Annotated in this window: 12 protein-coding genes and 1 tRNA gene; 6 read left to right on the top strand and 7 right to left on the bottom strand. The window is 73.3% G+C overall.

The window, feature by feature from the left end:
* Positions 1 to 32 precede the first annotated feature (32 nt).
* Complete coding sequence (locus C8046_RS16515; RefSeq protein WP_419183565.1) at positions 33 to 917, top strand: type II CAAX prenyl endopeptidase Rce1 family protein; 885 nt, start codon at positions 33 to 35, stop codon at positions 915 to 917.
* 24 nt (positions 918 to 941) lie between these two features.
* Here C8046_RS16515 and C8046_RS16510 read toward each other — a convergent pair whose 3' ends face one another.
* The 5 genes from C8046_RS16510 to C8046_RS16490 form a co-directional block, all read right to left on the bottom strand.
* Positions 942 to 2,015, bottom strand: a complete 1,074-nt coding sequence (locus tag C8046_RS16510) for a PHP domain-containing protein (RefSeq protein ID WP_109230385.1) — start codon at positions 2,013 to 2,015, stop codon at positions 942 to 944.
* Between the two features lie 22 nt (positions 2,016 to 2,037).
* A complete protein-coding gene (locus C8046_RS16505; RefSeq protein WP_109230384.1) occupies positions 2,038 to 2,439 on the bottom strand; it encodes an FKBP-type peptidyl-prolyl cis-trans isomerase in 402 nt (133 codons plus the stop codon).
* 53 nt (positions 2,440 to 2,492) lie between these two features.
* Positions 2,493 to 3,473: an acetylxylan esterase gene (locus C8046_RS16500; protein ID WP_109230383.1), complete on the bottom strand. Its 981-nt coding sequence runs from the start codon at positions 3,471 to 3,473 to the stop codon at positions 2,493 to 2,495.
* A gap of 123 nt (positions 3,474 to 3,596) precedes the next feature.
* Positions 3,597 to 4,256 (bottom strand): YitT family protein, encoded by a 660-nt coding sequence (locus C8046_RS16495; RefSeq protein ID WP_109230382.1) that lies wholly within the window; start codon positions 4,254 to 4,256, stop codon positions 3,597 to 3,599.
* 113 nt (positions 4,257 to 4,369) lie between these two features.
* Positions 4,370 to 5,293 carry a Bax inhibitor-1/YccA family membrane protein gene (locus C8046_RS16490; protein WP_109230381.1) on the bottom strand — a complete coding sequence of 308 codons (924 nt, stop codon included), beginning with the start codon at positions 5,291 to 5,293 and terminating at the stop codon, positions 4,370 to 4,372.
* A 290-nt stretch (positions 5,294 to 5,583) separates the two neighbouring features.
* On the opposite strand from C8046_RS16490, the gene C8046_RS16485 reads away from it, so the two are divergent.
* The 5 genes from C8046_RS16485 to C8046_RS16460 all read left to right on the top strand — a co-directional run bounded on the left by C8046_RS16485 (position 5,584) and on the right by C8046_RS16460 (position 10,045).
* Entirely contained in the window at positions 5,584 to 6,516 is a 933-nt protein-coding gene (locus C8046_RS16485) for an ABC transporter ATP-binding protein (RefSeq protein ID WP_109230380.1), read from the top strand.
* Positions 6,517 to 6,901: 385 nt separating this feature from the next.
* The gene (locus C8046_RS16475) at positions 6,902 to 7,393 is read left to right on the top strand and encodes a hypothetical protein (RefSeq protein WP_109230378.1); all 492 of its coding nucleotides are present in this window, start codon (positions 6,902 to 6,904) and stop codon (positions 7,391 to 7,393) included.
* 10 nt (positions 7,394 to 7,403) lie between these two features.
* The gene (locus tag C8046_RS16470; RefSeq protein ID WP_109230377.1) at positions 7,404 to 8,762 is read left to right on the top strand and encodes a sensor histidine kinase; all 1,359 of its coding nucleotides are present in this window, start codon (positions 7,404 to 7,406) and stop codon (positions 8,760 to 8,762) included.
* Positions 8,759 to 9,427: a response regulator gene (locus tag C8046_RS16465; protein ID WP_109230376.1), complete on the top strand. Its 669-nt coding sequence runs from the start codon at positions 8,759 to 8,761 to the stop codon at positions 9,425 to 9,427. Before C8046_RS16470 ends, C8046_RS16465 begins: the two co-directional genes overlap by 4 nt.
* Before the next feature lie 9 nt (positions 9,428 to 9,436).
* Positions 9,437 to 10,045 carry a GNAT family N-acetyltransferase gene (locus C8046_RS16460; protein WP_109230375.1) on the top strand — a complete coding sequence of 203 codons (609 nt, stop codon included), beginning with the start codon at positions 9,437 to 9,439 and terminating at the stop codon, positions 10,043 to 10,045.
* Here C8046_RS16460 and C8046_RS16455 read toward each other — a convergent pair.
* Positions 9,928 to 11,772 carry a bifunctional 3'-5' exonuclease/DNA polymerase gene (locus C8046_RS16455; RefSeq protein WP_109230374.1) on the bottom strand — a complete coding sequence of 615 codons (1,845 nt, stop codon included), beginning with the start codon at positions 11,770 to 11,772 and terminating at the stop codon, positions 9,928 to 9,930. The genes C8046_RS16460 and C8046_RS16455 overlap by 118 nt on opposite strands.
* Before the next feature lie 98 nt (positions 11,773 to 11,870).
* Positions 11,871 to 11,944 (bottom strand) — tRNA-Leu (locus C8046_RS16450).
* Between the last annotated feature and the right edge of the window lie 29 nt (positions 11,945 to 11,973).

Raw genomic sequence — 11,973 nt, 5'->3', positions numbered from 1 at the left:
GGCCCGCCTGGGATCCGAGGCAGACTGGGCAGATGAGCGCCGCCCCCTCGCACGGTCCGACGCCCGACGGCGATCTCTCCCACGCCCTCCCCCAGGGCCGGGGCGCGGGCCCCGTCACCCCGACCTCCGCGTGGGGCGTGGTGGCGATGGCCATGGTGAGCGCGAGCGCCGTCGCCCTCCTCGTGATGCTGGAGCGGCCCGCGGGCTGGGCCCTCCTGGCCGCGGGCGTGGGCCTCGCCGTCGTCGTGGACCGGGTGCTCGCGCGGACCCTGACGATCGTCGCCGTCGGGCTCGTCGCCCTCTCCTCGATCAACCTCGCCGCCGACCTGACGAACGCCGGGATCGCGCGCTTCGCCGTCGTGCTCTCGTTCTCCGTGGTGGTCCCGGCGCTGCTGGCGCGGCGGTTCGTCGCGCGCGACGCCGTGACCTTCCCGCTGCGCACCGGCCAGCGGTGGTCACGGCCAGCCTGGCTGTACCTGATCTTCGTGGTGGTCGCGGGCTACCTCATCCTGCCCGCCTACTTCCTGCGCTCGGGCGCCTACCTCAACTGGCCGGCGATCGAGACCGGGAACGAGATCGGGCGGCTGTTCCTCGGCGTCAACGCGGTCGGCATCTGGGACGAGCTGTTCTTCGTCTGCATCGTGTTCGCGCTCTACCGCCGGCACGTGCCGCTCTGGCTCGCGAACGTGCTGCAGGCCGTCGTGTTCGTCTCGTTCCTGTGGGAGCTCGGCTACCGGTCGTGGGGGCCGCTGCTGACGATCCCGTTCGCGCTCATCCAGGGCTGGACGTTCGCGCTGACGAAGTCGCTCACCTACGTCGTCACGGTGCACCTGCTGTTCGACGCCGTCGTGTTCATGGTGCTCGTGCACGCCCACAACCCCCACCTGTTCGACATCTTCATCACGGCGCCGTGGTGAGGTCCTCGCGGATCGCGGGGCGGCTCAGACCTCGCGGGTCTCGGTCCACCTCAGCAGCCGCTCCAGCGGCCAGGTCGTGATGATCCGCTCCGCGGGCACGCCGCGCGCGGCCGCCCGGGAGTAGCCCAGCGCGAGCCAGTCGAGCTGGCCCGGGGCGTGGGAGTCGGAGTCGATCGCGAACAGGACCTCGGCGTCCAGCGCCAGGTCGATGAGATCGTCCGGCGGATCGCGTCGCTCGGGACGGGCGTTGATCTCGACGGCGGTGCCGTACTCGCGGCACGCCTCGAACACGATCTCGGCGTCGAACTGCGACTGCGGGCGGGTGCCGCGCGCGCCCTCGACCAGCCGGCCGGTGCAGTGGCCGAGCACGTCGAGGTGCGGGTTCGCGACGGCGCGGACCATCCGCCGCGTCATCGCGGCCGACTCCATGCGCAGCTCGGAGTGCACCGAGCCGACGACGACGTCGAGCTCCTCGAGGAGCGCGGGCTCCTGGTCGAGCGAACCGTCGTCGAGGATGTCGACCTCGATCGCCGTCAGCACCCGGATGCCGGTGCCCTCGTCCTCCAGCACGGCGTTGAGGTCGGCGACCTCCTCGATCTGGGCGCGCAGACGCGCGGGGCTGAGTCCGTTGGCGATCCGCAGCCGCGGCGAGTGGTCGGAGATCGCGACGTACTCGCGGCCCAGCCGTGCCGCCACCCGGACCATCTCCTCCAGCGGGCTCCCGCCGTCGGACGCGATGGTGTGCATGTGGAGGTCGCCGCGGGCGTGGGCGAACAGCTCGGCCCCGGCGACGTCGTCGGGCGAGAGCGTGGGGGTGGCCTCGGCGCGCGCCTTGGCCAGTGCGTCCGGCACGGACCCCTCCAGCGCGGAGACGATCGCCTTGGCCGTGGAGGCGCCGACGTCCGGGATCCGCTGCCAGGCGGTGGCGGTGGTGCCGAGCTCGGCGACCCGTTCGGGCGCGAGGGCCTCGACGGCGTCGGCCGCCTTCCGGTAGGCCTTCACGCGGTGGGTGTCGACCCGGGCGCGCTCGCGCCAGAACGCGATCTCGCGCAGCGCCTCGACGGCGGCCTGGCCGCCCGCGCCCGGGTCGTCACTCACGATGGCTCTGGAGCCTCGGTGCTCAGCGAGCGCCGATGATGTCGACGACGAACACGAGCGTGTCCGTGCCGCCGATGCCGGCGGCCGGCATGCCGCGCTCGCCGTAGCCCAGGTGCGGCGGGATGGAGACCAGGACGCGGGAGCCGATCTGCTTGCCCACGAGCGAGTCGTCCCAGCCGGAGATGACGGCGCCGACGCCGATCGGGAACTGGATCGAGGAGCCGCGGTCGTAGGAGTTGTCGAACATCGCGCCGTTCCAGACCTGGCCGTAGTAGTTCACGTCGATCGACTGACCGGCGCGCACCTCCTCGCCCGTGCCCTGCTCGAGGACGACGACCTCGAGCTCGGCAGGAGCGGCGGTCTCGGGGAACGTCAGGACGGGCTTGTCACCGAACGTGCCGGAGGCGGTGGGGAGGGTCGACATGGTCTGCCTTTCGAGCGGGGGGCCGGGCCAGCGCCCGGCGGTTCGGGTCCAGCCTAGTTCGACCCTCCGAGCACACCCGCGAGGAACTCCCGGTGCCTGGCCCAGCGCAGCGCCTCGCCGCCCTCGTGGCCGTTGAAGCGGTAGACGTCGATCGCGCTGCCGTCGGGGTGGCCGTAGTGGTTGTAGGCCGCGTAGACGGTGGACGGCGGGCACGTCAGGTCCATCAGCGCGACGGAGAACAGCGCGGGCGCGGTGGCCCCGCGGGCGAGACCGGCCACGTCGAAGTAGGACATCGTGCGCCGCACGCCCTCCTCGGCGCCGCGGTGCGTGCGGAGGTAGTCGGCGAGCTCGCGGTAGGGGTAGGCGTCCGTCAGCGTGAGGGCGCGGTCGATGTGGCTGAGGAACGGGACGTCCGGCATCGCGGCGACGAGGTCGGGCACGAGACCGGCGACCGCCAGCGTCACGGCCCCGCCCTGGGAGCCTCCCGCGACCGCGACCCGGGCCGGGTCGACCCCGGGGATCGTGCGGACGGCGTCGACCGCGCGGACGCCGTCGGTGAACAGTCGGCGGTAGAAGTGCTCGTGCGGGTCCGCGATGCCGCGCGTCATGAATCCGGGGACGCCCTGGCCGCCGGGGGCCGGGTCCGGCGTCGCGCCGCCCACGCCCCAGGTGGAGCCCTGACCGCGGTTGTCCATCACGAGGTGGCCCCAGCCGGCGGCGGCCCAGGCCAGGCGCTCGTGGGGAGCCCCGCGTCCGCCGCCGTAGCCGATGTACTCCACGACGGCGGGGACGACGGCGTCGCCCGTGGGGCGCAGGAACCAACCCTTGATGCGGTGGCCGCCGAAGCCGGAGAACGTGACGTCGTAGACGTCGATCGCCGTGAGTCCGGAGGCGACGGGGACGAGCGCGACGTCGAGGTCGAACGCCCGGGCCTCGGCGATGGTGGAGTTCCAGAAGTCGGCCAGGTCGGGCGGCGTCGCCAGCTCCGGTCGGTAGGTTTCCAGCTGCTCGGGCGGGAGGTCGAAGAAGGCCACCCGATCACCCTAGGACGGCGGGCGGCGCTCGGCGCGAGATGCGCCCGAACCGCAGGACCACCCCCGAGCAGCCCGCACCACCCCGGACCTCGCGCCTGCGGACGCGCGACGGCGCACGGCGCGTCAGGTGCCGAGGTAGCGGCCGGGCTTGTGGTTGAGCACGAGCACCAGGCTCAGCACCACGGCGCCGAGGGCCGACAGCGCGACGGTCGGCGCCGGCACGACCGTGAGCGCCAGGAGGATGACGCCGACGTCGAGCCCCATCTGCACGTAGCCGGCGCTCCAGCCGAGCCGGTCCTGCAGAGTGAGGGCCAGGATGTTGAACCCGCCGAGGCTCGAGCGGTGGCGGAACAGCATGAGGAGCCCGACGCCGGCGAGCAAGTTTCCGGTCACGATGGCGTAGATCGGGGTCAGCTCCAGCCCCGCCGTCTCCGCGAGCCGCGCGAAGGGATGGAGCGAGGCCAGCGCGGCCGCGAGCGCCACCGAGGCCGCGCTGCGGAGCGTGAACGACCAGCCGCGTGCTCGGATCGCGATCAGGAAGAACGGCACGTTCACCGCGAAGAACAGGAGGCCGAACGGTACCGGGAGCGCATAGCTGAGCAGGAGCGCCAGACCGGCGGTCCCGCCCGTCACGGCGTCGACGGACTGGAGCAGGCTGAGGCCGAGCGAGGCGATGAACGCCCCGGTCAGGATGCCGAACACGTCCTCCACGACGGTGTGGCGAACGACGGCGCCGGCCTCGGCGTACGGGGACGTGGCGGTCCGGGGGGCGGAGTCGGGCATGCCCCCACTGTCGCACCTCCGCGTGACGCGCACGTGTCGTCGAACGACGACGGCCGGCCCCCTTCCGGGGACCGGCCGTCGGTCACGCGTGCACCACCCGGGAGGGTGAGGGGTCAGTCGCCCCGCAGGATCGCGAGGAGGCGGAGGAACTCGAGGTACATCCAGATCAGCGTGACAGCGAGGCCGAACGCGGCCGACCAGGCGTAGCGGGCGGGGGCGCCGCGCTGAACACCGCGCTGGATGCCGTCGAAGTCGATCACGAGCGTGGCGGCGGCCAGGACGACGGCCGCGACACCGATGATGACGCCGAGCGGGATGCCCATGATCGTCACGCCGCGCAGGCCCCACGCGTTGCCCATCACGCCGGTCCACATGAGGACGAGGTTGACGAGCGAGAAGAGCGCGTAGCCCACGAGCGACACCATGACGATGCGCTGGAACTTGGGGGTGTTGCGCACCTTGCCGCTCTTGAAGAGCAGGAGCACGGCGGTGAAGGTGGCGACCGTGGCGAGGAGCGCCTGCATGACGATGCCGGACCACTGCGACTCGAAGATGAAGCTGATGCCGCCCATGAACAGACCCTGGAGGGCCGCGTAGGCCATGATCAGGGCCGGCGACGGCTCGCGCTTGAACGAGTTGACCAGGCCGAGGACCAGTCCACCGATGGCACCGACGAACAGCAGCGGCATCTGCAGGCCGGGCATACCGATCGCGGCCGGGCCGAACCAGTTCAGCGCGCCGAACAGGATGACGGTGCCCAGCACCAGGCCGGTCTTCATGATGACGTCGTCGTACGTCATCCGCCCGGTCTGGGAGGGCGAGGCCGCCGGCATGCTGTAGGCGTGCTCGAGGCGGTCCGTCGGGCCGGGGGTCAGCGTCTGCGTGCCCGAGGGCGCGCTGCCGTAGGCCGCGGCGCCGTAGGGCTGCTGCCCGGGCGCCGGCTGCGGGACGGCGGGGACACCGAGGGAGGCGCGCTGCTTGCGCGCCTTCTCGCTCTCCCCGAAGTAGGGATCGTTGCTGAAGTACGGGTTGCTCACGCGAGACTCCTGAGGTGTGGGCGTGTGCCGGGTGACACTGGGGAGAACGTTCCCCGATGCGTCTATGTTCCCAGACTCGACGGTCGGGGGCACCCGATCGGGCAGGTCGGGGCGAGATCTCAGGGACGCCGACCCGCCGTCGTCCCTCCCGGAGGGGACCGGCTCATCCCCGCGAGGGAGAGGCGTGCAGCCAAGATCCCCCTGTCGCCCGCTCCCCCGCGGACGGCGCGGGCCTAACGTCGAGGCATGAGCACGACACGCAGCACCACCGAGACAAGGAGCACCCGCCGATGATCGAGGCCACGAACCTCACCAAGCGGTACGGGACGAAGACGGCCGTCGACGGCGTCTCGTTCGTCGTCGAGCCGGGGACCGTCACCGGCTTCCTCGGACCGAACGGCGCCGGCAAGTCGACCACGATGCGCATGATCGTCGGCCTGGACGCTCCGACCTCCGGCCACGTCACCGTGAACGGCAAGCCGTACGCGGACCACGCCTCCCCGCTGCACGAGGTCGGCGCGCTCCTCGAGGCGAAGGCGGTCCACACGGGCCGCAGCGCCCGCAACCACCTCCGCGCCCTCGCCGCCACGCACGGCATGGGGGCCCGCCGCGTCGACGAGGTCATCGACATGACCGGGCTCGGCGCCGTCGCGAACAAGCGCGTCGGCGGGTTCTCCCTCGGCATGGGCCAGCGCCTCGGGATCGCCGCGGCGATGCTCGGCGACCCCCGCACGCTCATCCTCGACGAGCCGGTCAACGGCCTCGACCCCGAGGGTGTGAAGTGGGTCCGCACGATGGTGCGCTACCTGGCCGACGACGGTCGCACCGTCTTCCTGTCCTCGCACCTCATGAGCGAGATGGCGATCACCGCCGACCACCTCATCGTGATCGGCCGCGGACGGATCCTCACGTCCGGGCCGGTGCAGCAGGTCATCGACGCGACGTCCGGCACCTCCGTCACCGTCCGCTCCCCCGGCGCCTCCCAGCTCGCCGAGCTGCTCGCGGCCTCCGGCGTGAGCATCAGCGCCTCCGAGCCCGGCGTGCTCAGCGTCCGCGGCGTCGACGCCGCCGTGATCGGCGACACCGCCGCGCGCCACGGCATCGCGCTGCACGAGCTCACCCCGGTGCGCGCCTCCCTCGAGGAGGCCTTCATGACCCTCACGGCCGACGAGGTCGAGTACCACTCCGCCGGCACCCACGTCCAGGAAGGAGCTGCGGCATGACCGCGCTCAGCACCCCCACCGCCGCTCCGGCATCACGTCGGCCCTCGGCCACCGCCGCCGTCGGCCGCGTCACCTTCCTCCACCTCCTGCGCTCGGAGTGGATCAAGCTCACGACGCTCCGCTCCACGTGGTGGACCCTCGGCCTGACCGTGCTCGGCATGGTCGGCATCTCCGCGATCTTCGCCGCCTCGGTCTCCGCCCTGGCGGGGGACATGGGCGGCGCGGGCGAACCCGGCAGCGCCGGCAGCTTCGGCGCCTCGGCCATCACGTTCGGGTACTTCATCGGCCAGATCACGGTCGCCGTGCTCGGCGCCCTCGCGATCTCCGGCGAGTACTCCACCGGGATGATCCGCTCCACGATGGCGGCCGCCCCCGCCGCCTGGACGTGCTGGCCGCCAAGGCCCTCGTGGTCGGCGTCGTCGTGTTCGTCACCGGCGTCGTCGGCACGCTGCTCGCGTGGCTCGTCACGCTGCCGCTCCTCCCGGACGTGGCCGCCGTGTCGCTCACGGACGGCGACACCTGGCGTGTCATCGCGGGGACGGGCGCCTACCTCGCGCTCATCGCCCTGCTCTCCCTCGGGCTCGGCACGATCGTGCGCAACTCCGCCGGCGCGATCTCCGCCGTCCTCGGTGTGCTGCTCATGCTGCCGCTCGTCTTCACGATCCTCGGTGGCCTCGGTCAGGGCTGGGCGAACGACGTCATGGCCTACCTGCCGGGTCCGGCCGGCGAGCAGTTGATGGCGGTCGGTGGCGCCGCCGACGCGATGGCCGCGGACTTCGCCACGCTCAGCCCCGCGGTGGGTGGCCTGGTCCTGGCCGGCTACGTCGCCGTCGTGCTGGTCGTCGCCGGAACGCTCGTCAAGAAGCGCGACGTCTGAGCCCAGCCTCGTGACCGACTCCCGACCCGTGATCCCGGTGGCACCCCCGGTGCCGCCGGGATCCGGCACGCCCGCCGTCCCCCAGCCGGAGTTCACCGAGCTCACGACCCGACGGCTCGGTCCCGTCCGCGCGTACTTCGTGCGGCACCCGGTCGTCATGGATGTCCTCGTGATGGCCTGGTTCGGGGTTCCTGCGCTGTTCTCGGCGATGGTGATCGGCACCGACGTCCCCGGTTTCGAGCTCTCGCGGGCGCAGATCGTCACCGCTCTGGGCTGCATGCTGGCCGCCGCCGTCGCGCTCTGGTGGCGTCGCCGGGCACCGGTGGTGACGCTCGTCGTCATCACCGCGCTGGCCGCCGTCGCCGCCGTCGTCAGCCTGAACACCAACGGGCTCGAGCTCGCGACGGCGTTCTGCGTCTACGCGGTCGCGGCGTCCGGCGGGGCGCGCCGCTCGTGGGCCGCGTTCGGCGGGGCCACGCTCGTGCTCGTCGCGGCCCTGCTGTGGGGCGGCGCGGTGGTGGACACCATCGACATCTCCACGGACGACGGCATCCAGATCAGCACGCTGACGTACCAGATCACGGGTGCTGCCCTCATCCTGATCCTCAACCTCGTGGCGCTGGCGATCGGGACCGGCGTCTACAACCGGCGGCAGCACGTGAGCACCCTCATCGAGCGCGGCAACCGGCTCGCCCTCGAGCGCGACCAGCGCGAGCAGCTCGCCGTCGTGGCCGAACGGAGCCGGATCGCCCGCGAGCTGCACGACGTCGTGGCCCACTCCCTCACCGTGATGGTGACGCTGTCGGACGGCGCGGCCGGCATCGCCGAACGCGATCCCGCCCGTGCCCGCACCACCATGCTCGACGTCTCCGAGACGGGCCGGACGGCGCTGGCCGACATGCGACGGGTCCTCGGCGTGCTGCGCAACGAGGCCGGCGCGATCGACGAGCCGGCCGCCGGACCGGGGCTGCTGCAGCCCGCCCCGACGCAGGGTGTCGACGAGCTGGTGACCCAGTTCCGGGCCGCGGGGCTCGCGGTCGCCGTGGTGCACGAGGGCGCGGCCCTCCCCGGGGACTCCGGGCTGCGCCTCGCCGTCTACCGGATCGTGCAGGAGGCGCTGACGAACGTGCTGCGCTACGCGCCGCTCGCCAGCGAGATCCGGGTGCGGCTCGAGCGGACGGCCGACGCGGTCGTCGTCGAGGTGTCCAACACCTCCGGACCCGGCACCCACACCCCGGCCGAGGGTGGCGGCCGCGGGCTCATCGGCATGCGCGAGCGGGTCGCGGTGTTCCGCGGGACGCTCGACGCCGGGCCGACGGCGACCGGGTGGCGCGTGCGCGCCGTCCTGCCCTGGGAGGATGAGACGTGATCCGCGTGCTGCTCGTCGACGACCAGGCCCTGCTCCGCACGGGCTTCCGCCTCGTGCTGGAGACCGCCGACGACATCGAGATCGTCGGCGAGGCCGCCGACGGCGTCGTCGCCGAGCGGATGGTCGCGGCGCTGGACCCCGACGTCGTGCTCATGGACGTGCGGATGCCGAACCGCAACGGCATCGACGCGACGGCGGCGATCACCGCCTCCCACCCACGCACCCGCGTGCTGATCCTCACCACGTTCGACCTCGACGAGTACGCCTTCACGGGGCTGCGCGCCGGGGCAAGCGGCTTCCTCCTCAAGGACACCCGTCCCGCCGAGCTCATCGACGCGATCCGCGTCGTGGCCAGCGGGGACGCCGTCGTCTCGCCGCGGATCACGCGACGCATGCTCGAGCTCTTCGGCGAGCGGCTGCCCGCGGGTGTGGCGGGCGAGGACGCGGGCACCCACCCCGCGCTGCGCACGCTCACCCCGCGCGAGACCGAGGTCCTCACGGCCATCGGTCACGGCCTGTCCAACACCGAGATCGCACGCCAGCTCGTCGTCTCCGAGGCGACCGTGAAGACGCACGTGAGCAACGTGCTCGCGAAGACCGGATCGCGCGACCGGGTGCAGGCCGTGGTGCTGGCCTACTCCACAGGTCTGGTCACCCCCGGGTAACGTGCTCGGATGACCGAGACGTCGCCGCACATCGGGGTGCGCGAGATCACGCCGTCCGACGGCGAGTTCCTGGTGGACATGGTGCTCGAGGCCGCCAACTGGGAGACCGCGGAGGGCGGCGAGCCGCGCCTCAACCGACGCCACGTGCTCACCACACCGCGCCTGGCGCGCTACGCCAACGGCTGGGGTCGTCAGGGCGACCTCGGGCTCGTCGCGTTCGACCTCGACGGGCCGAGCGGGCTGCAGATCCCGGTCGGGGCCGCCTGGATCCGGTACTTCCCCAGCACCGAGCCCGGGTACGGGTTCCTCGAGCCGGGAGTGCCCGAGCTGTCCATGGCGATCATCCCCGGGCGTCGGCGGCTCGGGATCGGGCGGGCCCTGCTCGGCTCCCTGCTGGTGCGGGCCCGCGAGGGTGGGGCCCGGCGCCTCAGCCTGTCGGTCGGCGCGACGAACCCGGCGCGGCACCTCTACGAGCAGTCGGGGTTCGTCGTGGTCGAGGATCAGCCGCGCGACGGCGAGCTGGGGTCGTCCCTGACGATGGTCGCGGAGCTGGGCCCGGTGGCGTCCTCGACGGTCCCCAGCTCGTCCAGCACCTCCGCGACGGGCGAGGACGCGTAGCTGCGCGAGCGCACGACGTCGAGCGGCACGAGCGGGTCGACCACCGCACGCAGGTGCGGGAAGAGCAGGTGCGAGGCCTGTGCCGCGGCCTCGCGGACCGCCTCGGTGACCTCGTCGGCGAGCGCGTCCGGCGTGTGGACGACCAGCTCGTCGTGCAGGAAGAACGCCAGGTGGGGCGCCCGGTCCGAGCCACCACCCGCCGTCGCGGTGAGGACCCGGAGCCGCTGCCGCACCCCGGCCATCCAGGACAGCGCCCACTCCGCCGCCGTGCCCTGCACCACGAAGTTGCGGGTGAACCGTCCCCACTCGCGGGCCCGGGACCTCGCCCGGGACTCCTCCGCCTCCCCCGCGTCGACGCCGGACGCGTTCGCCTGCGCGTCGCGCCAGGCGGCCGAGGCCGGGGGCGAGCTGCGCCCCAGCCACGTCGTGACGACGCCGCCGGCCTCACCGGTGCGAGCCGCGCCGTCGACGAGCGCGAGCGCCCGGGGGTAGGCCCGGGCGAGGCGCGGCACGAGCATCCCCGAGGTGCCCGACGTCGAACCGTACAGCGCCCCGAGCATCCCCACCTTCGCGTGCTCGCGGGTGTCGACGACGCCCGCGTCCACCAGCCCCTGGTAAAGGTCGCCGCGCGCCCCCGCCTCGAGCATCGCCGTGTCCCCCGCCATCGCGGCGAGGATGCGCGGCTCGAGCTGGGCGGCGTCGACGATGACGAGCGACCAGCCCTCGTCCGCCCGGACGGCCGACCGGATGACCTTGGGCAGCGACAGCGCGCCACCTCCGCGCGAGGACCAGCGTCCGGTGACGACGCCGGAGGGCACGTAGTCGGACCGGAAGCGGTCCTCGCGCACCCAGGTGTCCATCCAGGCCCAGCCGTTGGCCGACGCCAGGCGCGCAAGGCTCTTGTACTCCAGCACGACCGGCACGACCGGGTGCTCGTTGCCCTGCAGCTCCCACTTGCTCGTGGAGGAGACGTCGAGGCCGTTGCGGCGCAGCTCGCGCAGGAGGTGGGGCTGGGAGTCGGGGTTGAGGCGCGGGGCGTCCAGGATCGTGCGGATCTCGGCCGCGAGGCGCTCGAGCGTCGTGGGTCGCTCGCCCGTGCGCGGGCGGGGTCCCAGCAGCCGCTCGAGGGTGGCCTCGTGCTCGGCGCGCGCGAACGGGAGCCCGTCGTGGCGCAGCTCGGCGGCGGCGAGGGCCCCGGAGGACTCGGCCGCGAGGAGCAGCTGCAGGCGGCGCCGGTGACCGGGCTCGGCGACGGCGTCGAGCGCGGCGAGCTGACGCGCGTGCTCGGCGGCGACGTCGCGTCGGGCATCGGGGCGTGGGGCGCCGCCCCCGACGAGGTCGAACAGCGTCGCGCCGAGGTCCTCGGCGTCCGGGATCGCGGCGGCCGAGCCGAGGTCGCCGTCCCAGTGCTCCCACGGGTCGGGCTCCAGGGTCGGCCAGGTGCGCACGGCGACGCCGGCGGGGAGGAGGGTCGAGCCGCGCAGGATGGCGCGGGTCAGCCGCAGGTCCCAGCAGCGGTTGATGCGGACGCCCGCGGCGAGCAGCGCCGGGTAGTGGCGGAAGGTGGAGTCCCAGACCCAGCGCACGCCGTCGGGCTCGGCCTCGCGCGCGGCGACGAGGGCGGGGAGGTCGGCCGGGGCGACGCGGGCCGGGGCGAGGTCCGGGGTGGTCAGGTCGGTGACCGTGAGGTGCCCGTCGGCCTCGTCGAGGAGCAGGTCGCGGTGCACGCCGCAAGCGTGCCACGACGGACCGACAGCGGCGCCATCGCCGCCACCGCGGCGGCGAGCGTCACGGCCGTCGTCGCGAGCGCCGCGGACCGGGTGGGTGCCCCCGACGGGACTCGAACCCGCACTGCGCCGGGTTTAAGCCAGCTGCCTCTGCCAGTTGGGCTACGGGGGCGCCGTCGAGCCTAGCGGTCGGCCGCCGTC

The organism is Serinibacter arcticus, assembly GCF_003121705.1.
GTDB lineage: Bacteria > Actinomycetota > Actinomycetes > Actinomycetales > Beutenbergiaceae > Litorihabitans.
The sequence above is the reverse complement of the archived record's forward strand: the minus strand, read 5'-3'. Positions and strand labels throughout refer to the sequence as shown.

Bases quoted from the DNA above. Each gene is read 5' to 3' on its own strand.
- C8046_RS16515 (WP_419183565.1), top strand. From the start codon at position 33: ATGAGCGCCGCCCCCTCGCACGGTCCGACGCCCGACGGCGATCTCTCC.
- C8046_RS16505 (WP_109230384.1), bottom strand. From the start codon at position 2,439: ATGTCGACCCTCCCCACCGCCTCCGGCACGTTCGGTGACAAGCCCGTC.
- C8046_RS16495 (WP_109230382.1), bottom strand. From the start codon at position 4,256: ATGCCCGACTCCGCCCCCCGGACCGCCACGTCCCCGTACGCCGAGGCC.
- C8046_RS16485 (WP_109230380.1), top strand. From the start codon at position 5,584: ATGATCGAGGCCACGAACCTCACCAAGCGGTACGGGACGAAGACGGCC.
- C8046_RS16460 (WP_109230375.1), top strand. From the start codon at position 9,437: ATGACCGAGACGTCGCCGCACATCGGGGTGCGCGAGATCACGCCGTCC.